General features: G+C 44.6%; 15 protein-coding genes and 2 pseudogenes. 11 read left to right on the top strand and 6 right to left on the bottom strand.

From position 1 onward, the window contains the following. Window positions 1-6 precede the first annotated feature (6 nt). A complete protein-coding gene (urtB, locus tag B7992_RS06570; RefSeq protein WP_073160186.1) occupies window positions 7-909 on the bottom strand; it encodes an urea ABC transporter permease subunit UrtB in 903 nt (300 codons plus the stop codon). A gap of 137 nt (window positions 910-1,046) precedes the next feature. Then, window positions 1,047-2,213: an urea ABC transporter substrate-binding protein gene (gene urtA / locus B7992_RS06565; protein ID WP_346348701.1), complete on the bottom strand. Its 1,167-nt coding sequence runs from the start codon at window positions 2,211-2,213 to the stop codon at window positions 1,047-1,049. A gap of 503 nt (window positions 2,214-2,716) precedes the next feature. On the opposite strand from urtA, the gene B7992_RS06560 reads away from it, so the two are divergent. Together B7992_RS06560 and B7992_RS16595 are read left to right on the top strand one after the other, a co-directional pair. Beyond that, window positions 2,717-4,357 (top strand): acetolactate synthase large subunit, encoded by a 1,641-nt coding sequence (locus B7992_RS06560; RefSeq protein ID WP_073160189.1) that lies wholly within the window; start codon window positions 2,717-2,719, stop codon window positions 4,355-4,357. A gap of 18 nt (window positions 4,358-4,375) precedes the next feature. Further along, window positions 4,376-4,546 (top strand): hypothetical protein, encoded by a 171-nt coding sequence (locus B7992_RS16595; RefSeq protein ID WP_158236723.1) that lies wholly within the window; start codon window positions 4,376-4,378, stop codon window positions 4,544-4,546. 62 nt (window positions 4,547-4,608) lie between these two features. On the opposite strand, the gene B7992_RS06555 is transcribed toward B7992_RS16595, so the two are convergent. The 3 genes from B7992_RS06555 to B7992_RS06545 form a co-directional block, all read right to left on the bottom strand. Then, a complete protein-coding gene (locus tag B7992_RS06555) occupies window positions 4,609-6,951 on the bottom strand; it encodes a DUF4859 domain-containing protein (RefSeq protein WP_088665848.1) in 2,343 nt (780 codons plus the stop codon). Window positions 6,952-7,040: 89 nt separating this feature from the next. Next, complete coding sequence (locus B7992_RS06550; protein WP_088665847.1) at window positions 7,041-8,249, bottom strand: LamG domain-containing protein; 1,209 nt, start codon at window positions 8,247-8,249, stop codon at window positions 7,041-7,043. Continuing rightward, window positions 8,246-9,091 (bottom strand): TIGR02147 family protein, encoded by an 846-nt coding sequence (locus B7992_RS06545; protein WP_088665846.1) that lies wholly within the window; start codon window positions 9,089-9,091, stop codon window positions 8,246-8,248. Before B7992_RS06545 ends, B7992_RS06550 begins: the two co-directional genes overlap by 4 nt. A 512-nt stretch (window positions 9,092-9,603) precedes the next feature. On the opposite strand from B7992_RS06545, the gene B7992_RS06540 reads away from it, so the two are divergent. The 6 genes and pseudogenes from B7992_RS06540 to B7992_RS06520 all read left to right on the top strand — a co-directional run bounded on the left by B7992_RS06540 (window position 9,604) and on the right by B7992_RS06520 (window position 17,676). After that, window positions 9,604-10,377: a Fic family protein gene (locus tag B7992_RS06540; RefSeq protein WP_088665845.1), complete on the top strand. Its 774-nt coding sequence runs from the start codon at window positions 9,604-9,606 to the stop codon at window positions 10,375-10,377. A gap of 227 nt (window positions 10,378-10,604) precedes the next feature. Further along, window positions 10,605-11,633 carry a YhcG family protein gene (locus B7992_RS06535; protein WP_088665844.1) on the top strand — a complete coding sequence of 343 codons (1,029 nt, stop codon included), beginning with the start codon at window positions 10,605-10,607 and terminating at the stop codon, window positions 11,631-11,633. 379 nt (window positions 11,634-12,012) lie between these two features. Next, window positions 12,013-12,954 carry a hypothetical protein gene (locus B7992_RS16945; RefSeq protein ID WP_217897580.1) on the top strand — a complete coding sequence of 314 codons (942 nt, stop codon included), beginning with the start codon at window positions 12,013-12,015 and terminating at the stop codon, window positions 12,952-12,954. Continuing rightward, window positions 12,944-13,962 (top strand): annotated as a pseudogene (locus B7992_RS16935) (Eco57I restriction-modification methylase domain-containing protein). Before B7992_RS16945 ends, B7992_RS16935 begins: the two are co-directional and overlap by 11 nt. A 7-nt stretch (window positions 13,963-13,969) precedes the next feature. Continuing rightward, a complete protein-coding gene (locus B7992_RS06525) occupies window positions 13,970-17,323 on the top strand; it encodes a DEAD/DEAH box helicase family protein (protein WP_088665859.1) in 3,354 nt (1,117 codons plus the stop codon). Between the two features lie 155 nt (window positions 17,324-17,478). Then, the gene (locus B7992_RS06520; protein WP_212668374.1) at window positions 17,479-17,676 is read left to right on the top strand and encodes a hypothetical protein; all 198 of its coding nucleotides are present in this window, start codon (window positions 17,479-17,481) and stop codon (window positions 17,674-17,676) included. Between the two features lie 21 nt (window positions 17,677-17,697). Here B7992_RS06520 and B7992_RS06515 read toward each other — a convergent pair whose 3' ends face one another. After that, window positions 17,698-18,414 carry a T9SS type A sorting domain-containing protein gene (locus B7992_RS06515; RefSeq protein WP_073236977.1) on the bottom strand — a complete coding sequence of 239 codons (717 nt, stop codon included), beginning with the start codon at window positions 18,412-18,414 and terminating at the stop codon, window positions 17,698-17,700. 11 nt (window positions 18,415-18,425) lie between these two features. On the opposite strand from B7992_RS06515, the pseudogene B7992_RS06510 reads away from it, so the two are divergent. The 3 genes and pseudogenes from B7992_RS06510 to B7992_RS06500 form a co-directional block, all read left to right on the top strand. Continuing rightward, window positions 18,426-18,824: pseudogene (locus B7992_RS06510) on the top strand (N-6 DNA methylase); the annotation flags it as partial. Between the two features lie 126 nt (window positions 18,825-18,950). Continuing rightward, window positions 18,951-19,862 carry an Abi family protein gene (locus tag B7992_RS06505; RefSeq protein WP_176421867.1) on the top strand — a complete coding sequence of 304 codons (912 nt, stop codon included), beginning with the start codon at window positions 18,951-18,953 and terminating at the stop codon, window positions 19,860-19,862. A 220-nt stretch (window positions 19,863-20,082) separates the two neighbouring features. Beyond that, complete coding sequence (locus B7992_RS06500) at window positions 20,083-20,370, top strand: hypothetical protein (RefSeq protein ID WP_141100392.1); 288 nt, start codon at window positions 20,083-20,085, stop codon at window positions 20,368-20,370. Window positions 20,371-20,397 lie beyond the last annotated feature (27 nt).

Raw genomic sequence — 20,397 nt, 5'->3', positions numbered from 1 at the left:
TAAACCTTAATCCAAATTTCTGCTCTTGATAACGAACAGTCCCTGAGGTCTCTTTTGCAGGAATACGATGACAATCAGCAATACCACTGCCTTGGCGATGGTGGAGGAGGTGTAGTTTTCGGTAAAGATGGAGCTGATGCCGATGATGCCGGAGCCGATGACTGTTCCAATCAGGTTTCCGACGCCTCCAAGTACGACTGCCATGAAGGAGTTGACGATATAGCTTTGCCCGACAGTAGAGTCAATGGAGCCGAGAAGAGCTACGGAGCATCCTGCGATACCTGCAAATCCAGAGCCCATTGCGAAAGTCAAGTTGTCCACCTTGCGGGAGTTGATGCCCATGCACTGTGCCATGGGACGGTTCTGCATGACGGCTCGCATCTGGCGACCGAAATTGGACTTGTACATCACAAGCCAAACGGCACCCATGCAAAGAGCTACCAGCAAGATGATGAAAATTCTGTTATAGGAGAAAGTGCATTCTCCGAGAGTGATGCCGCCACTTAAAAAGGAAGGAGCCGTAACGTTTACACCCTGGGATCCAAAAATGGAGCGTGCACCTTGCTGTAAAATCAAGCTGATGCCCCATGTTGCTAAAAGGCTGTCGATTTCACGACCGTACAGTCTTGAAATCACGAATTTTTCAAGAAGGCTTCCTAGCCCGAATGCGACGCCAAATGCGGCGATGATGGCTACGAAGTAATAGAGTCCGCCAATAGATTCTGGCAGGAACTTGGCGAAAAGCTGCTGGACCACAAAAGTCATGTAAGCGCCGATCATGACGAATTCACCATGGGCCATATTGATTACGCGCATGACGCCAAAGGTAATGGCTAGGCCGAGCGATGTCAGCAAGATAATGGAGCTGAGGCTCAAGCCGTTAAAAAGGATGTTGATGGTCTGTTCCAAGGTGTCCTCGGTCCGTTTGCGTTTGTTTTTTGATTGTTAAAAGAAGTGTTGAAATAAAAGGTGGCGGGCCCAGAGACCCGCTTCCCTTTATAGAATGCAAGCGAAAGGCCTGCGGTCTTTATGAGGATGGGTATATTTTAGTTCAGCGGCTGGAGGCCTGCCTTAACTGCCCAATCATAGGTGGTCAGGTAAGGATCCGGTGCAACAGGAGCTGCGGTGGCGTAAACTTCCTTGATGAGACCATCTTCGGAAACTTCACCCACGCGGACAGGCTTTGCAAGGTGCTGGCTCTTGCCGTCGATAGCCACAACGCCTTCCGGAGCCTTGTAAGAAATGGAACCGGACTTGATTGCTGCAAGAACTGCATCCACTTCAAAGCTCTTTGCTGCCTTCACAGCTTCTGCCCACAGATAAACTGCGTCATAAGCAGCTTCTGCCGGGTCGGAGGTTACGCGGTTTGCACCGAACTTTTCCTTGTAAGCAGCAACGAATGCAGTGTTTTCAGGAGTGGAGGTGGTCTGGTAGTAGTTCCAGGAAACCAGATGACCCTTCAAGATGGCGGGGCCGATGGTTGCCACTTCTTCTTCAGCAATGGAGAAGGACATGGTCATGTATTCCTTGCTGGAGTAGTTCTTTTCGGACATCTGCTTGAAGAAGGAAACGTTGCCGGTGCCGTTCAAGGTGTTCACGATAACATCGGGCTTTGCGGCTTCGATCTTTGCGATGATTGCTGCGAAGTCTGTCTGATCCATGTCTGCGTATTCTTCGCCGACTACAGAAATGCCTGCAGCCTTAGCCTGTGCGTTGATGATCATGTTGGCGGTGCGGGGGAACACATAGTCGGAACCCAGCAGGAACAACTTCTTGTAGCCCTTGGAAATCAAGTATTCAATAGCCGGAACGATCTGCTGGTTAGGAGCTGCACCGGTGTAGACAATGTTCGGAGACATTTCCATGCCTTCGTACTGTACTGGATACCAGAGCAGGGACTTGTATTCTTCAAAGATGGGCTTTACAGCCTTGCGAGAAGATGAGGTCCAGCAGCCGAAAACGGTAGCGACCTTTTCGATGTCGATCAACTTTTCTGCCTTGGTTGCAAAAGTAGATGGTTCGGAAGCGCCGTCTTCTTCAACAAAAACAATCTGCTTTCCGAGAACGCCGCCGGCCTTGTTGATTTGTTCGATTGCCAAAACTTCGGCGTCACGGACGGACTTTTCGCTGATGGCCATAGGGCCGGTCAGAGAGTGAAGCAAGCCCACCTTTACGGTTGCGGATTCTGCAGCCTTTTCTTCGTTGCAACCCATGAGGCCAAATGCGCCCAGGACTACAGCACTAGCTGCAATAGTGGATAGGAACTTGCGTGCGATATTCATAGGGGTCTCCTTGTTGGTTTCGCCCTGTCAGGTGCAAAAGCCGTGCCAAAGTTTTAATTACAGGACTGGTTTGCCATTCTAACCCAGTGAATTAAAGGTTTTTAAAACATTGCGAAGGAAAGAATCTAGAGTGTAGTTTTAGATAATTTTCGTATAACAATTTCGTAGATACATTTTTTGAATATTTTACAGAAATTGTTTGTAAAAGTTACTGAATAAATATGGTTTCTTCGTTTAAGAAGCCCTAGGATTTACATTTTTATTTCATTTCCTGTAAAAGGCGGCCGATTCGAATAAATTTGACGTTTTTTATCCGCTATGGCACGCTTTTTGCGGATGTTCCAACAGAAAACTATGGAGGTGGTTTGGAATCGCAACAGAAGTACATCTTCTGCGTCCCTAACCACTAATCACTAACCACTAACCACTCCCTTATGAATACCGCAGAAGTTTTGATCAAGTCCTTGGAAAGTGAGGGCGTCAAGTATATTTTTGGAATTCCCGGTGAAGAAACCTTGGAATTGATGGAGGCCATCAAGAATTCTTCCATTCGTTTTATTACGGTTCGTCACGAACAGGGTGCGGCCTTTATGGCGGATGTTTATGGTCGTTTGACAGGTAAGGCCGGCGTCTGCCTTTCTACCCTGGGCCCCGGGGCTACCAACTTGGTGACCGGTGTGGCCGATGCCAATTCCGATGGTGCTCCGCTCATTGCCATTACGGGTCAGGTGGGTACGGAACGTATGCATTTGACAAGCCACCAGTATTTGGATTTGGTGAACATGTTTACGCCTATTACCAAGCGCAGTAAACAGGTGGTTCGTCCGGATACGGTGAATGAAATTGTCCGCATTGCATTTAAGTACGCCGAGATGGAAAAGCCGGGTGCCTGCCACATTGACTTGCCTTGCAATATTGCTGCTATGGAAGTGGCGGGAGAAGTGGCTCAGACTCCGCTGAAACACCATCGTGAAAATATCGAGTACGCCAGCGACACTGCAATCAAGGCGGCCGCTGCTGCCATTGCAAGCGCCAAGCGTCCCGTAATTTTGGCGGGGCATTCTGCAGTGCGAAATAACGCATCTGATGCATTGACAGCTTTTGCTTCGGCTGCGAAGATTCCGGTGGTGAGCACCATGATGGCTAAGGGTGTTATCCCTTGCGACAATACATATTCCATGTGGTGTATCGGTATTCCTCAGAAGGATTACCAGAACTATATTCTGGAACAGTCTGACTTGGTAATCGCCATCGGTTACGATGTTGTGGAATATGCTCCCGCCAAATGGAACACTAAGGGCGATAAGCGAATTATCCATATTGATGAAACGCCCAACCACATCAATAAATTCTATCAGCCCGAAGTAGAAGTTATTGGAAATATTTCTGCTTCTCTGGAAGCGCTTCGCTGTCTTTGCCCCAGCACAAAGGATCCGGAATGGGCCTTGTACATTCGTGAGAAAATGGCTGCGGATCATGCCCGTTATGACTTGGATAAAAGCTTCCCGCCCAAACCTCAGAAAGTGCTGCATGACATTCGCCTGGTCATGGGTGAAGAGGATATTCTTCTTTCGGATGTGGGCGCTCATAAGATGTGGATTGCTCGACAGTACCATTGCTACCATCCCAACACTTGCATTATTTCCAACGGTTTTGCCACCATGGGAATTGCGGTGCCGGGTGCAATCGCTGCAAAGCTGTTGAATCCCGAAAAGAAGGTGCTGGCAGTTACAGGCGATGGCGGCTTCATGATGAACAGTCAGGAATTGGAAACGGCTTACCGCGAACATATTCCGTTTGTGACCCTTGTGTTTACTGATGGCAATTATGGTTTGATCAAGTGGAAGCAGGAAGAACGTTATGGCGACAGCTACGCCATCAGCTTTACCAATCCGGATTTCGTGAAGTATGCAGAATCCATGCACCTGAAGGGCTATCGCATTGAACGGACGGAGGATCTTATCCCCACCCTTCGTGAAGCCTTTGAACAGGACGTGCCCAGCATTATCGAATGCCCGGTGGATTATGCCGCCAACATGGAACTGACGGAACATCTAAAAAATTTAAAAGTGTAAGCTACAACGAGGAATATCATGGGTTACATCAATTCTCTTTTTACCGCACAAACGGAAACTTCCGGCGTGGCAGTTTCTGAATCCTCTAACCTGCTTTCTATTCACAGCATTTCGGGTCACCCTGCTGTGTACCGCCATCTGAAAAATGGCTGTAAGGCAGAAAGTAAGCGGCAGAAGCAGGCTGAATAAAACTTCATAACCACGCTCCAATGACAAAAAGACCCGCGGGATTTTTCTCGCGGGCCTTTTCTTTACTGAATCATGTTGATGGATTGAATTTCGCGGTAGGAGCCTGTGGACACTTTCACGATGTAGGTTCCTTGCGGTAAACCCGATTTAACGAGGTCAACTTTTTCTCGGTATTGTCCGGCAGGTTTAACTCCAGAAATATTTTGATATAGAAGTTTGCCATAGGCAGAGTAAAGGCTAATCTTCACGTTGTCTTGTCTGTTGATGGTGTAATGAATCTCAAGAACTCCGTGATGATTCTTTAATGATGTGTACTTTGCGGGACCTTGATTCTTGAAGGCGATGGAGGTCGTTCCTTCTGAAGGCTCTCCGGGTTCGGAATCGTTTGCGATTTTTATGGTAAATCTATAGATGACGATCTTGTTTCCGGTTTTAAAACCTTGGGCAAACTTGTAGGTTTCCCCTGCAGAAACTCTATTGGGGTAATGCCCAATGGCGATTTTCCCGTCAGTTAAATTCCATTCGGCAAAGACGTATGCGTTTTCGCCCCATTCAGTGACAAGTCCGTTTTTGTCAAACCAGTGTCCCGGAGCCTTTGCGGTCGAAGTGGTGTTGAATGTGTTTCCATCGATGGCGAAGAATGTGGCGCTTGCAAGTTCATTTGCAGAAATTCCCAATGCGGTTGCCAGCTTCTGAGAATCAAATTCAACGCTTGTAGTTCCGTAATCTTCGCTAATCTGGACGGTTGCTGAAATTTCGAATTCAACAGTGTCTGCTGCGATGATGTTGGAGGAACTGCTAGAGGAACTGCCTGACACTGCTTCGCTTGAACTGCTAAAGGTGTTTTCACCGATTTCAGGCCACTCGTAGTCCAGTACGAAATTGTTGTAGTATTTCGTGTTGGCGTCACCTGCGCCACTCAAGCCTTCTTCAAGTTTGATCTTGTAATTGTAATGGTTGGTGCGGATGTTTTCATTGCCCGTGTATTGGTAATCTGTGTTGACAACAACTGCGAAAACCATTTGCGTGCCGTTGGTAGAAGAGGGGGTCTTATCCAAGCGGAGTGTCACTGCACCTTCGCCAGTAATGGGTTCGCTATAGACGGGGGTTCCATCGGTGGCGCGGTAGCAAAGCAGATAATTCATGTTGGTGTTGTTGGATTTGTCGCCAACATTGTAGAAGGATACGGTCACTTGCTTTGCGCCGGAGGAAACCTTCAGAGGAATGACGTTGGAGCCGGACCAGCCCGGAGTTGTTGCCTCGTCGGGAACGAGATATTCTCCGCTTGCTGTCATGGTCTGGTAGGGAGTCATTTTCCAGGTGTTTCTGTACTGACCGTTATCCCAGTAATACTGCTCTTCGTAACTGGTTCCGCCAAAGTTGTTGTTCAGCAGGTTCTTGATTTCGTTGGACCATTTCTTCATATCCAGCAAGGCCATCCTTGCGCGGAATTCAGTAATGAGCCTGCGAGTGGCATCGGGACCAAGGCCTTTTTCCAATGCGTAGGTTTCAAGTAGGTAGGTGGTTTTGCCGTAAGCATTTCCGTAAATCCAGCGGACAGAACCTGTGCCAAGCCAAGTTCCCATAAAGGTTGGGAAAATGTTACTGTACTGGGAACCGCCCAGAAGGTAACGCTGATTCTTGCCGGTAACGCCCTGTGCGCCGGGACCTCCGAAGGTGCCGTCTACAAGCCAGCCGGAGTAGCATTCAATGGGCATGAAGGGCGCAATGACGGTTGCCGCATTCAAAAATCCCATACCGCTGTAAACGCCTTCGCGATGGGAGAACATGTCCTGCTGAATCCAGGTATTGCCTGCTTCCTGGAACCAGTGGGCCTGTTTTGCGCCAGGGTAGCCGTTGGTCATGGAGTGAATGCCTTCATGAATCATGGCGTCCATCTGGGAAACGCGATCGCGATAGGGGCAGCTTGTGTTGAAACTGTAAAGAGGGTAGAAGGAGGCGGCTACTGCCGTATAGCCCGCCACGTATGTTTGCCAGCCGCCGGTGGTGTCTTCCTTTGCGCCGCCAGCGCATGTGCCGGAACCGTAATAGTAAATAGCGCTGTATTTGCCTTCCTGTGCTTGAGCGTCGGGTGCCCATCCCAAGGTGTCGTAAAGATAGGTGAAATCCGTATCGTATTTCTTCAGGATGCTATCGATGGTCACGTCGGTGATTCTGGAATCACGATCTTTGCCCCAGTAGATTGCCCACCATTTACCAGCTTTTTTCCCGGTAACACCAGAGCAATTGTTGTTGAACTCAGTAGGCGGTGCAATTTCACCAAGGTTGGATTTTGTGTCGTAATCCAAATCCGAACGATATGTCGGCCATGTGTATGCGTCGCCATTTGCGGCGAAAGAGGCGGTGCTTGCCACAAGCATTGCACCCAGTACTATTTTTTTCATAATCCAAATCCCATACTTAGGGAACCGCAAAAGCGGCTCACTCCCATATTAAAGATATTATGCCTGCATTATTTATGCAATAATTTGGATTATTCCAGTGTGTTAAAGTGTGTTTGAAATGTGTTAAGAATCCATTCCTTGCTGCGAGCCACACTTTCTATACGCACTTCATCGATGAGACCATTCCAGGTTTCTGTACTGATTTCGTTACCACCAACACGGAATGGAACAGCCTGATTTAGGGTATTGGGAACGAATGTATTGGTTTTGCCAACTTGTTCCCCGTTAACGAACATGGAAACCTGATGATCCTTGGAAACCAGCGTCAGGAATGTCCATTTACCCACAGGTACAATGGAAGAATCTCCAAAGGAGATTTCTTCAGGGCTTACAGGGGCGCTTTTCATGACGGAGAATTTGCCTTCAGTATTTTCAAAGTGCCATTGGAATTTTGACGTGCTGTCGCTCCAGTAACTGCGCTGCGCTACAAGAATCTGGTGGTTGCCATTGGGTCCATCCCACTTTGTCCAGAGGGAAATGGTGAAGTCACCATCGGTAGGGTCCAGGGAGTCAATTTCAATAAACTGTCCCGGCTCCAGCTGGATGGCCTTTTCAGAAATTCCATCCACATAATTGACGCTTGTCGCCAAGGTGGAATCGTTATCGAAAACGGTTTCGGCCCCTTCCATAGGGAGGTACTTTTCTGTCAATGGAGGGAGGGCGATTGTGTCAGATGTTCCTGCGGTAGACACGGGGAATACTGCCACGGGGGCTTTATTCTCCACATATTGCAAGAGGATTTCTCCTACAGGCGCGTTGTTGATGGAGAACGTTCCATCTTCGGAAATTTCAGCCTTGATGGAGGTTCCCTTGATTCGGACGAATCCATCATTTGCGCCGTCAATGCGACCTGTCAGCATTTTTCTTTCAGAAATCTGCAGATCGTTATTTTCAAGACCTGCGGCATTTATCAAGGCGCAAAGAGCGTTATATTCTGCATAGAGAATAACGGTGTCTGCGTCGGTATTTCGGTCAAAAATCAGCTCGTAATTTCCAGTACTGTCAGAAGTTGTTTCTACGGAGTCTTCAACGGAAATGGAATTGTCGATATAGGCCACCACTCTGGCAGAAGCAACTCCCTTGCCGTTTGCGTCCAGGATCTTTCCCGTATAGGCCATGGAATGGTCAATGTCAGTTATACCGCCGGCCACATCGTTCTTTTTATCGGAGCAGGCACAAACGAGAATGGAGACGGATAGGGAAATCGCAATTCCGAATGTTGAGTAGAATTTTCTCATTTTTCCCCCGAAATCTTTGTGCTCATGGGGAATGTCATGAACATCATCTCGTAAACCCGTTCAACGTTCTCGTCATTGGCAATCTTGGCCATGATTTTCTTTCGGGCGTCCCTCATGACTTCAACCACATAGTTGAAGGAACTTTCGCTCATGGCAAGCGTTGTAAATGCGGCGTATTGCTCATCTCGGGGAATGCATTCCACCGCACGCAAGGCATGCTGGATATAATCCCGACGGATTTGCTTCAGCGCAATGGGCGATACATCGGATGCGTCTACCATCAGGGAGGTTTCCTCGTAATGGTCGCCAATTTTCTGGATGAGTCCAAGCTCGGTCAGGTTCTTTACGGCGTCGCGGGCTTCGCTGGCTGTTATAGGCGGCACCACCATTTTGGCTAGGGCCTTGTAATCGCCATTCCATTTTGAACTTACAGCAAGTTCACGAATAATGGGGTTGTACCATTTGGAAAAATAGGACTGTTCCCGATTTGTCAGGTGCTTAAATTCTGCCTGTCGCCTGATTTGAACGATTTGATCCCAGGCGGCGTCCCTCTTGTTGATTTGTTCCGCCTGATTAAATTCCACAAGGGTCAGAAAGTAAGCTTCACGAAGGGCGGTGAGGCCAATGGCAGCTGCAATCTTTTCTGCAGATTTTTGGGTCAGCTTGAATCTGCCGCGAATGACATTCAAGCAATAGGAAGATGTCTTGAAACCCGCTTTTGCTGCAAAGAAACGATGAGAAAATGCCGCACTTAAAATCTTCTGTTCTTCGAAGTAATCCTGAAGAAATTTGCGGTAATCATCGTATTCAAGAAGATGCTCAACTACTTTACTTGCTGCCATAATCCAATCCCATAACAAATGGTAAAATACCTTATTTGCGTTGATTTTGAAAAAATTTTTGTTATGAGAGTGGAATTCTGTAGAGAAAACCTCATCGTCTGGAATTTTGCTCCAAAACTTTTCGATTTCTTCGCTGGAGCCTAAAGGTGCACCAATATCTTAATTCTCAATATAGACGTAAGATTGCGGCGCAAATTTTATGTTGTAATCCTGCAATGTTTTCGCCTTCTTGAATCGCTTAACGCTTCCGACCTGAATAGCAAAGTCAAAAATCTTATTTGCGAATTCGGGCTTAATCAACAACAAAACGTCCATCAGTCTTTGTACCCTTTACCAAACCATCAAAGGCGAAAATAGTGATGGAACACATTTAAACCTTCAATTGAGTATTCAAAAACTTAATGAACTTGTTGAAGAAAATAAAAAAATTGGCGAAATTTGATAAAATTTATTGAATCTCGCAATTGTAAGACTTGTTTTAGTGCAATTGTTTGCTAATCTTTTTGCAAAAAATGGCCGTAGAGGGGCTGGTTCACGAAGGCGACCCCAACGCAGGCAGCTACCGCGACGTTTCCATTTCCATTGCGGGGTCGAATCATGAGCCTCCCGATGCCGACGATGTTCCGGCGCTGATGCGCGAACTTGTAAAGTTCATCAATAGGGATTGCGAACAGCAATATGATCTGCTGAAGGTTTCCGTAGCCCATCATCAGTTTGTCTGGATTCATCCGTTCCGCAACGGCAACGGAAGAACGGCAAGGCTCTTGACCTACGCCATGATTGTGCGACTTTTCGATGTTCACCAGTCTAGGCTGTTTAACCCTACGGCGGTGTTCTGCTCCAAGTACTACGAAATGTTGAAGGTTGCTGACTCCAAGAACAACGAGGCGCAGGTACAGTGGTGCCAGTTTGTGCTGCAGGGGCTGCTAGACGAATTGCAAAAAACCGAAAAACTGACAGACGTAAACTACGTTAGGCAAAATATTCTGGAGCCTGTTCTTCGGGATGCGTCGCGCAAGGGAATCATCGACAAGGATACGCTTTTAGCGCTGCAAGTTGCTCTCGAAAAACCAATCTTCCAGGCTTCAGACTTGGCTTGCGTGTGGGCAAATACTTTTGCGAGGTCCAGAAACATCCGCGCCATGCTGGATGCTGGCCTTATAGCCCCCGTATCCGAGGGTGCCCGAAAATACTACCTGAAATTCGCAGGAAGCCCGCTGATGGTGAGCCTGATCTATACGCTGTATCAGCAAGGGTTCCTGCCAGAATCCATGATGAAGAACTAGATAAAAGAGGGGAAATGTAACCATGCGGAAGCCTGAAGAAAGTTTGCTCTGTAGTTTGTAAAATTTTCGCAAGCACCTTGCCAACTTTCTAAAAATCACCTACATTACTGCCCGACGCGCTTCTCTATCGAATGGAGAAGTGCGTCTTTTTGTTATATGGCTTTGCGGATTCTGCTTGCCGTATTCAAAGACGCCTCTGGTAACAAGAAATGAACGAAGGAGGCTGTATGGCTAAAAAAGAAATTGAACCCCTCAACAAAATTTTTGTAACTGATATTCGCGGAATTATTGAACAGTCCCGTCGGAATGCGGTGCGTAGCGTTGATTTTTGCCGAGTGCAGATGTACTGGAATATCGGGCGTCGTATTCAGGTAGAAGAGCAGAAAGGTAAAAAACGGGCTGATTACGGCTCGTTCCTCCTGAAAAATCTTTCCAAGGAACTGGAACCGGAGTACGGAAGCGGTTTTTCTTATCGACAACTGGCGTTTTGCCGTAAATTTTACACGCTTTACCCAATTGTGAACGCAGTGCGTTCACAATTGAATTGGACTCAATATAGGGACTTGATTGCTATTGACGATCCCGACAAGCGTGAATATTACGAATTGGAAACAGTGAATAACGCATGGACTAGTCGCGAACTTGAACGTCAAATTCATTCCCAGCTTTATGAGCGCCTTCTTATGAGCTCCGACAAGGAAAAGGTTCTGGCGGTAGCCCGCAAGCAAAGGATTCCCGAGACTCCCCAGGAGGTCATTAAGGACCCGATGGTCTTGGAATTCTTGGGCTTGGAACGTAATCCCGAATATTACGAACGCGATCTTGAAACCGCGATTATCAATCATTTGCAGCGCTTTTTGCTGGAGCTTGGCAACGGCTTTGCCTTTATCGCAAGGCAAAGAAGGATTCTTCTTGAAGACGACGAGTTCTTTGTAGACTTGGTTCTTTATAATCGTTTGTTGCGCTGCTTTGTGGTTGTTGAAATCAAGACCGAAAAAGTGACGCACCAGGATTTGGGACAGTTGCAGATGTACGTGAATTATTTTGACCGTGTGGAAAAATTGCCCGACGAACGCAAGACTATCGGCATTCTTCTTTGTGCCGAAAAGAACGATACCGTCGTAAAGATGACGCTCCCCGAAGACAACGAGACAATCCTTGCCAGCGAATTCAAACTTTACATGCCGAGTAAGGAGCGGTTGATTGCGGAGGTAAAGCAGGTTCGTGAAGAATTCGAACGGAAACAGGAACTGTGAACAGAGAAATAATTTGCAAAAAAATGGCCTAGTACGCTTAAAAATCTCGCTTCGTTTTTTCAAAAAATACCTATATTCCTCTATACATAGCTCCTTCTGCGACCAATGGCCCTCGAGCCTGCGGTGCGTGGGTTGAGCGCCCGTTTTATTGAGTTATTTGCTCTAGTCTCCATTCCTGAATCGCCAAATTTCAAAAGTAGTGAGAATAGGGTAAACTGCTCACGTCCCAATTGGGGCGTGGGTCGTTTGCTGTTATTGACTACGAAGGCTTTGGCGAGCCCAGGAATGCGGTAATAGCTTCAGCGACTCCACGCCTTTTTTTGTTAGCTGAATTCTTTGACTTCTTCAAATCTCCGTAAACGGGGTGATGCGGAGTCAAATGAAGAAGCTTATTGATATAAATAACTATCCCGTTTCTGTCGTGCTAAAGTCCCTTGTCAAAGATAAGACAACGGGAAGAAATATCGTATTCGCTTCAACAATCACCACTAAAAGTGGATTTGTTTATGGGAGTGCGGAACAGATTACCGAAGCTATGCTAAGGTTCTTAGGATCAGATCTAATTCAACCCAGAGTTGCAAAATCTCTAGAAACGCAAGCCGAAAGAACTCGCGCAAAAGCGGAAGTGTTCACTCCGTCCTGGATTTGCAATAAGATGAACAACCATTGTGATGCAGAGTGGTTTGGTCGTGAGAATGTGTTCAATGTAGAAGATGGCCAATCTTGGAAGCCCACAACGACAAAAGTGAAATTTGCAAATGAAGGCGACTGGCAAAAGTATGTGGACTCTAAACGCATTGAAATCACCTGCGGAGAAGCTCCCTACATTGCGTCCCGTTACGACACCACTACTGCAGAAATTATCCCCATAAATAAGCGTATAGGAATTCTCGATCGCAAATTGCGAGTCGTCAACGAAAATACGGACAATGAAGAAGATTGGCTCAAATGGACTTATAGGGCATTCCAGAGCGTTTATGGATACGAATATCAAGGCGACAACTTGCTTATAGCACGCATTAACCTACTGGTGACCTTTGTGGACTATATGAAAAATCGATGGAATCGTGAACCGACGGATGCTGAACTTAGAAAAGTCGCCAATATCATCGTCTGGAATTTTTGGCAGATGGATGGCATCACAGGAACAGTCCCTTTTGGGAACAGTTTTAAAGAAGAAGAGCAGACTGGCATATTTGACTTTGCTGTTAGCGAAAAAGAACAACAGTCCGAAGAAATAGAATGCAGAATTTTTGATTGGACAAGGCAGAAATCTTTGACCTATAGAAGCATAAAGGGAGGTCGTAAAAATGAAGTTTGATTTTGCAATTGGAAATCCTCCGTACCAACAGGAGTCTCGTGGAGCAAATGCTAACGATACCCCGGTCTATCAGTTTTTTATGAAGCTGCTTATCAAATAGCAAATAAGGTTGAATTGATTACTCCGGCAAGGTTTTTGTTTAATGCAGGTGGTACTCCCAAAGAGTGGAATGAAAAAATGTTGAAGGATAAGCATGTAAAAGTCCTTGAGTACACTCAAAAGAGTTCTGATGTATTTGCTAACACGGATATAAAAGGTGGTGTCGCAATAACCTATAGAGATGTTTTTCAAGATTTTGGTGCAATAGAAACATACTCCCCGTATAATGAACTTAATTCAATAAAAACAAAAGTTGCGGAACAAGGTGAATTAAGCCTTATGTCCGTTGTGACGAATAGAGGGTTGTATAAGTGGTCTAATTTAGCGTATGTTGAACTTCCTGAAGAAATGAAATTAACCGCAGATAGTCGTGTTGCTCCGAGTTCTTTTGAACGCATGTCTACCATTCTTTTAAAAACAAAACCTGAAGATGGCAACGAATATATTCAAATATATGGTAATGTTAAGGCCGAAAGGATGTTTAAGTGGGTACGGAAAAGTTATATAACTGAAGTAAGTAATCTTTTCAAATTTAAAGTTCTTGTACCTAAGGCGAATGGCTCTGGGGCTTTGGGTGAAACTCTAAGTAATCCTGTTGTATGTGGTCCGCAAATAGGCTTTACAGAAACATATATATCCATTGGAGAGACTGATTCTGAAAATGAAGCTTTGGCGGTTTTGAAGTATATAAAGACAAAGTTTGCTCGTGTAATGTTGGGAATATTGAAAGTTACACAAAACAACGCAAAACCTGTTTGGAAATATGTCCCTCTCCAAGACTTCTCTTCTAATTCCGACATTGACTGGTCAAAATCTGTTGCAGACATCGATCAGCAACTTTACGACAAGTACGAATTATCTCCTGAAGAAAGAACCTTTATTGAAACCCATGTAAAGGAGATGGAATAATATGGCTATGCAAAATCCGAACATTAAGACAACAAAACCTGTTGTTCCGATGATTTACGCCTATACCACTCCGGGTATTTCCTATCATGATGGCTACATCAAGATTGGCTATACAGAACAAACAGTTGAAGAGCGCATCTATCAGCAAACACATACTGCAGGAGTCAAAGCCCAGGTGGAGTGGCAAGGTAACGCCATTTTTGACGATGGTTCTGGAGTGATTTTTAATGACAAACTGTTTCACGCCTACTTGCGCAAAAAAGATGTTAAACAGCCCATGGACTTGGGGAATGAATACTTTAGCAAAGATGACAGAAACGAATGGTTTTTCATTTCACCCAATGATTCCCGCTCAATGTTCTACGAATTTCGTTCAAGTCGAGGTATCGTAGATTTAACGGAAGATATTGTTCCCTACAATCTTCGTGCAGAGCAGGAGTCTGCTGTTTCTATGGCCTTGGCTTACAGGAATGCTCATAACAAGGCGGAATTCCTTTGGAATGCGAAGCCGCGATTCGGCAAGACTCTCGCTGTATATGATTTGATGAAGCGTATGGGCGCGATGAATGTCCTTATCGTAACGAATAGACCTGCAATTGCAAATAGCTGGTATGCAGATTATGCAAAGTTTATTGGACGCCAATCCGGTTATTTCTTTGTAAGTGATGTGGACGGAATCAAGAATAAAAACCTGGTGATTCCTTACAAGGAATACGCTCTTGATAAAAAATCCCGTGTACTTAAGAATAAAAAGGCGATGGGGCTTATTTATTTTGCCTCTTTGCAAGATTTGAAAGGCTCAATCTACTTCGGTGGTAAATTCAACAAACTAGAAGAACTCAAGAAGACTTCCTGGGACTTACTTGTAATAGATGAAGCTCACGAAGGCGTTGACACATACAAAACTGATGTGGCATTTGATCAAATAAAACGTGATTTTACACTTCATCTTTCTGGTACTCCCTTTAAAGCTCTAGCAAATAACAAGTTTGCCGATGATGCAATCTTCAACTATACTTATGCTGATGAGCAGAAAAGTAAACATGGCTGGGATGATGCTTCTGAAACGGAAAATCCCTATGCAACGCTTCCGACCTTAAATCTTTACACTTACCAAATGTCCGAAATTGTTCGTGATGAACTTTCTCAGGGAATAGAGATAAATGGTGAAACGGAAGAATACGCCTTTGATCTTAATGAATTTTTCAAGGTTGAAAATGGAAAATTCGTTCATAATTCGTCGGTTGATAAGTTTTTAGACGCTCTTACCAAGCAAACCAAATTTCCGTTTTCTACAGAAGAATTGCGCAATGAACTTAAGCATACTTTCTGGCTTTTGGATAGAGTGGAAAGCGCAAAACTCATGGCTAAAAAACTTCATGAACATCCTGTATTCAAGGATTATGAAATTGTCCTTGCAGCTGGTGATGGACGTGTTGACGATGCCGAAGAAAATAAGAAATCTTTCGATAAGGTCAAGAAGGCGATTGCTGAACATGAAAAGACTATCACTTTGTCTGTTGGTCAGTTGACTACTGGCATTACCATTCCTGAGTGGACAGCAGTGCTAATGCTTAGTAATGTGAAATCTCCGTCTCTTTACATGCAGGCCGCGTTTAGAGCTCAAAATCCTTGTCTTTTCCATGTAGGCTCCGAATACAAGCGTAAAGAAAATGCCTATGTATTTGACTTCGATCCTGCACGAACTCTGATTATTTTCGAAGAATTTGCAAACGATCTTTCTCCGAACACTTCTTCGGGAAAGGGCGATATTGAATCAAGAAAGAATAATGTTCGGGAACTGCTGAATTTCTTCCCGGTTATTGGAGAAGATGAAAATGGAGAACTGATTGAACTGGATGCAGAAAAAGTTCTTACCATTCCTCGTAAGATTAAGTCTGTTGAAGTTGTTCGTCGTGGATTCATGAGCAATTTCTTGTTCCAAAACATCGGCAATATTTTTTCCGCACCAAAGGAAGTTGTTGATTTAATCAATCAGTTTGAAGCGGTTGAAGAACCAAAGTCAAAAACACCCGTTGTATTGTCTAATGAGGTCAAGAAGGATTTGTCCTTAGATGAAAATGGTGAAGTCAACTTGACTGATGATTATGTTATTGGAGTGGCTTCGGATATTTTTGGTCCAAAACTTTACGATGTTAAAAAACAGGTCGAGGACACAATCACAGAAGTCAAGGAATCTGAAAAACCTGATTCATTAAATGACAAACTGAAGGAATTGGTTAAGAATACTGTTGTGCAAAATGTGGTTCAAACGGCTAAAGGAAGCTATGGCGATACGGATATGCCGAAATCAGTCGCTCGACAGGTGGAAAGTACTCTTAATTCAAAAGTAGATACCATTATTGACAAAACTGTTGGACAATTTAAAATAGAATCAAATGTTATTGAGCAAGAACGCGTTGTTGCTATGCAACAGCGTAACGTGACGGGAAAAACAACAGCTGAAATTGAAACTGAATTCAAGAAAAAGCAAGAAGATGCTTTTGCCAAGTTCAAAAATGAAATGGATTCAGCAATCAATGAATTTACTCAGGATTCCATTAAAGAAACTGTCAAGACTGTGGAAACCAAAATCAAGGAGCGCGAACGAGACTCTATTCAAGATGGTGTTAGAGACCATTTAAGAGGATTCTCCCGTACGATTCCTTCGTTCCTTATGGCCTATGGTGATGAAACCGTCACTTTGGCGACTTTTGATCAAAATATTCCTGATAATGTCTTTACTGAGGTTACTAGCATAACCTTAGAACAGTTTCGATTCTTGAGAGATGGGGGAGCGTATATAGACTCTGAAACTGGAGAAGAAAAAGAATTTAAGGGACAGCTCTTTGACTCCGTGGTCTTTAATGATTCTGTGAAGGAATTTCTTGCTTTAAAGAAAAAACTTGCAGACTACTTTGACGAAAAGAGTGTTGAAGATATTTTCGATTATATTCCGCCTCAGAAGACCAATCAAATTTTCACACCCAAAGATGTTGTTAAAAGAATGGTTGATATGCTGGAGGAGGAAAATCCAGGTTGCTTTGACGATCAGAACAAAACTTTTGTCGATCTCTACATGAAATCTGGACTTTACATTACTGAAATTGTCAAAAGGCTGTACCAGAGTCAGAAAATGAAGATGCTGTTCCCAGATGACAAGGAACGTCTAAGGCATATATTTGAAAAGCAAGTCTATGGTTTAGCTCCCACAGAAATCATCTATAAAATCGCAACTAGCTTCATTTTGGGTTTTGCAGATAATACAGATGATTTGAAGCATAATTTCAGACAACTTGATGCGTTACCTTTTGCAAAGGAAGGAACCTTGCAAAAAAAATTGGATGAAGTATTTTCTTGAGTGAGCTAATGGTTTATCTGCACAAGTCTTTGAAAAACTGAAAATCAAGAAACCATTGGCGGGTTAAACCACGTGGTGGCTAAGCTTCCTTTTATTGACAAGGAACTGGTGGAAGGAATTTTTTGCAAAGAAAAAAATTACGCGTTCCGCCTTGAATGAGTAACGCAGTTTCTGCCAATAATGGTGAAAAGAATGAAACTGTTTGGTTGACTCAAGCTCAAATGGCAGACTTGTTCGTGACTGATAGAACATCCATATTGCGTCATATTCGAAATATTTACCAAACCGAGGAACTTGACGAACCTTCAACCTGTGCAAAAATTGCACAAGTTCGCATCGAAGGAACTCAATAAACTTGTTTTCGCTACACTTGTCTATCTCACCTGCACTTGCATGCTTCTATTGACCCGGGAACCATTATTGGAAAGGCCGCGGATATTCACTAGGTAGGAGCCTCTGCTATAGTCATTCAGGTTCACAATGGCGGAGCCGTTTACAGAAACGATGGACTTGGAAGTCATTAGGTGCTTTCCGCTTAAATCCGTCACGCTGATTGCAACGTTGCGGGGCAATCCGTAAAGATGGACGATGTTGTTCTGGACGACAACATTGAATGCTTTTTGTTTCAATGCGGCAACGGATGTGACATCGCCATCGTCATCGGGTTCTTCTCCTACCACGGTAATGATTCCACTCTTGACATAGGCTTCTCCTACGCCACCAATAGAAGTGACTAAGAATGCGTACTCACCAGGCTCGTCATTTACTGTGCCGCTAATCGAAACTTTCTTGTTTATGTTGTCTGTGTCAACAAGTAATCCTTCGGGAAGTCCAGTCACTTCAACGGTTTTCGCATTTTCCCAGGTGTAGCAAAAGTCGACAATGGCGGCACCTTTTTCTACAGTTTGCTTGGAACTTCCTGCGCCACACTTAGCAATGGTGGCTACGCCGGGTTCCGGATCCTGTGCGGATACTGCAGCCAATTTCTGGGTAACGCCGATCTTGCGGGAATAGGTATCGCCGGCATTGTCCTTCAGGGTAAAGGTAATGTAGCCAACGCCAGCAAAAGTGTCGGACAGTTTCACTGTCATCTTGGAGCCGCTTACTGTTCTTTGACAAGACCGGCGCAAAGTCTGACAACGACAAGATTACCCTTGTAGATGCAAGTAAGCTTGGCCAGGAATACAAGGATGCCAACGGCCTTAAGAAAGTCCGCCTGGAAGATGACGAAATCGAAAAGATTGTTAATACCTTCCGCAACGCCGAGGCCGTCGAAGACTTTAGCGTGGTAGTCAGTTACAGCGAAGTCAAGGAAAAGGGCTACAGCCTAAGCGCAGGCCAGTATTTCGACATCAAGATTGACTACGTGGATATTTCCGAAGAGGAATTCAACGCCCAGATGGCAGCCGACACCGCCGAACTCCAGAAAATGTTCGAAGAAAGCCACAAGCTGGAAGAGGAAATCAACAAGCAACTGGTCAGCCTGAAATTCGGGGGGTAGTAAAATGGAAACGAGGGAGGCCTTGACATTTGGTTTGTGTAATTGTATATTATGTGCAAGAAAACCTTGCACGCCTCTTCACAATGCGCACCCAGCGAGGTTCTTTTTTTATTTAGGGGGAATTTGATGTCTCTTAGAATCTATAGTAAACCTCCCCAGACTTTGGATCAGCAGGCCCAATTACTGATTAGCCGAGGGCTTAAAGATGTTTCTAAGGATGAACTCGTAGAAGTCCTTTCAAGGATTAGCTATTACCGTTTACGAGGATATACTTATCCGTATCAGGATAACACCTCGTCTAATTCGGAATTTCTTCCCACGGCAAGTTGGATCAACATCAAGAATGACTACCTGTTTGACTCCGCTCTTCGAAATCTTATCGTAGAAGCGCTCGGCTTTATTGAAATTGCTGTGCGCTGTCAGATGGAATACCAACTCTCCATTGCTCATGGTCCACGTTGGTACGAAGATGTATCGCTGTGTCATAATCAGAAAATTTTCAATGATAACCTGGTAGAACTTCAAAAACATTGGAGCCGTTCTCGTGAAGTTTTCAAAACGCATTACGAAAGCGAGTATGACACCTCAATTGCTCCTCCGGCGTGGATGATCTTCGAAACGACAACATTTGGTACACTTTCCAAGACCTTCTCTAACCTGAAATCTAATCTCAATGCCAAAACAGAAGTTGCGAAGTATTTCGGTTTCAATAAGGCCTCAACGAAAGTTCTAGTAAGCTGGTTCCAGCATTTAAACCTGGTTAGGAACATTTGCGCCCATTACTCTAGGCTTTTTACAAGAAGCTTTATCGTGCGCCCCATGATTCCCACAAACAAGCCAGCCAAATGGGTGGATTCGATTCCAAGTCAGGATAGAATCTATTTCTCCATTTGCATTATTACAACATTGCTGGATGTGTGTGCCCCGAATTATGATTTTAGAGGAAAGCTAAAGCAAGTGGTGAAGATGGTCCGCCCGGAACAACTGCCGTCATTGGGATTCCCTGAAAATTGGGGAGAACAAGATTTATTTGCGTAAAAGAAAATCGGAGCCCTGCTTAGAGTCAATTTTTATAGGGTCAAGAAAGTTGATAGTTTAAGTGATAGAATAAACGATAGTATAAATGATAGTTTAAACGGCGATAAAACGGCAATAAAATGGCGATAAATTTTGAAAACGGCGATAAAGCGACGAAATGGTGCGAGGCAGAGTCATTCTGAGCGGAACGAAGTGTAGTGAAGAATCTAGGATTAGTAAAATGGAAATTGCAAGTTTAGTAGTAGGTCTCATTTCTCTTATTTTGGCTATTTATTCTATTAGGGTATCCAAGCTCAATGCCAAAAAGCAACAGGAGTTCGAAGAACAAATGGAACAAAAGCGAAAGCAAGAGAGAATTCTTGAAGAACGCCAGGAGCAACTGGATTGGAAAGAGGCTGAGCGAAGGGCTCATAATAATCCATTTCCGATTACTGAGGGAAGTTTCGAAAAACGAGTAGAAAACGCCTATAAGGAAGTTCGTTCGGAAAGAATTTTGGGAAGAAAGTGATTCCCCTCCCTGTCATTCTGAACGGAA

Source organism: Fibrobacter sp. UWH1 (assembly GCF_002210365.1).
Lineage (GTDB): Bacteria > Fibrobacterota > Fibrobacteria > Fibrobacterales > Fibrobacteraceae > Fibrobacter.
This window is presented reverse-complemented; position numbering and strand designations above follow the sequence as displayed.

What these genes read in the sequence shown, in the direction of transcription:
- urtA (WP_346348701.1), bottom strand. Translation starts at nt 2,213, where the DNA reads ATGGGTTGCAACGAAGAAAAGGCTGCAGAATCCGCAACCGTAAAGGTG.
- B7992_RS06560 (WP_073160189.1), top strand. Translation starts at nt 2,717, where the DNA reads ATGAATACCGCAGAAGTTTTGATCAAGTCCTTGGAAAGTGAGGGCGTC.
- B7992_RS16595 (WP_158236723.1), top strand. Translation starts at nt 4,376, where the DNA reads ATGGGTTACATCAATTCTCTTTTTACCGCACAAACGGAAACTTCCGGC.
- B7992_RS06555 (WP_088665848.1), bottom strand. Translation starts at nt 6,951, where the DNA reads ATGAAAAAAATAGTACTGGGTGCAATGCTTGTGGCAAGCACCGCCTCT.
- B7992_RS06550 (WP_088665847.1), bottom strand. Translation starts at nt 8,249, where the DNA reads ATGAGAAAATTCTACTCAACATTCGGAATTGCGATTTCCCTATCCGTC.
- B7992_RS06545 (WP_088665846.1), bottom strand. Translation starts at nt 9,091, where the DNA reads ATGGCAGCAAGTAAAGTAGTTGAGCATCTTCTTGAATACGATGATTAC.
- B7992_RS06540 (WP_088665845.1), top strand. Translation starts at nt 9,604, where the DNA reads ATGGCCGTAGAGGGGCTGGTTCACGAAGGCGACCCCAACGCAGGCAGC.
- B7992_RS06535 (WP_088665844.1), top strand. Translation starts at nt 10,605, where the DNA reads ATGGCTAAAAAAGAAATTGAACCCCTCAACAAAATTTTTGTAACTGAT.
- B7992_RS16945 (WP_217897580.1), top strand. Translation starts at nt 12,013, where the DNA reads ATGAAGAAGCTTATTGATATAAATAACTATCCCGTTTCTGTCGTGCTA.
- B7992_RS06525 (WP_088665859.1), top strand. Translation starts at nt 13,970, where the DNA reads ATGCAAAATCCGAACATTAAGACAACAAAACCTGTTGTTCCGATGATT.
- B7992_RS06520 (WP_212668374.1), top strand. Translation starts at nt 17,479, where the DNA reads ATGAGTAACGCAGTTTCTGCCAATAATGGTGAAAAGAATGAAACTGTT.
- B7992_RS06515 (WP_073236977.1), bottom strand. Translation starts at nt 18,414, where the DNA reads ATGACAGTGAAACTGTCCGACACTTTTGCTGGCGTTGGCTACATTACC.
- B7992_RS06505 (WP_176421867.1), top strand. Translation starts at nt 18,951, where the DNA reads ATGTCTCTTAGAATCTATAGTAAACCTCCCCAGACTTTGGATCAGCAG.
- B7992_RS06500 (WP_141100392.1), top strand. Translation starts at nt 20,083, where the DNA reads ATGGAAATTGCAAGTTTAGTAGTAGGTCTCATTTCTCTTATTTTGGCT.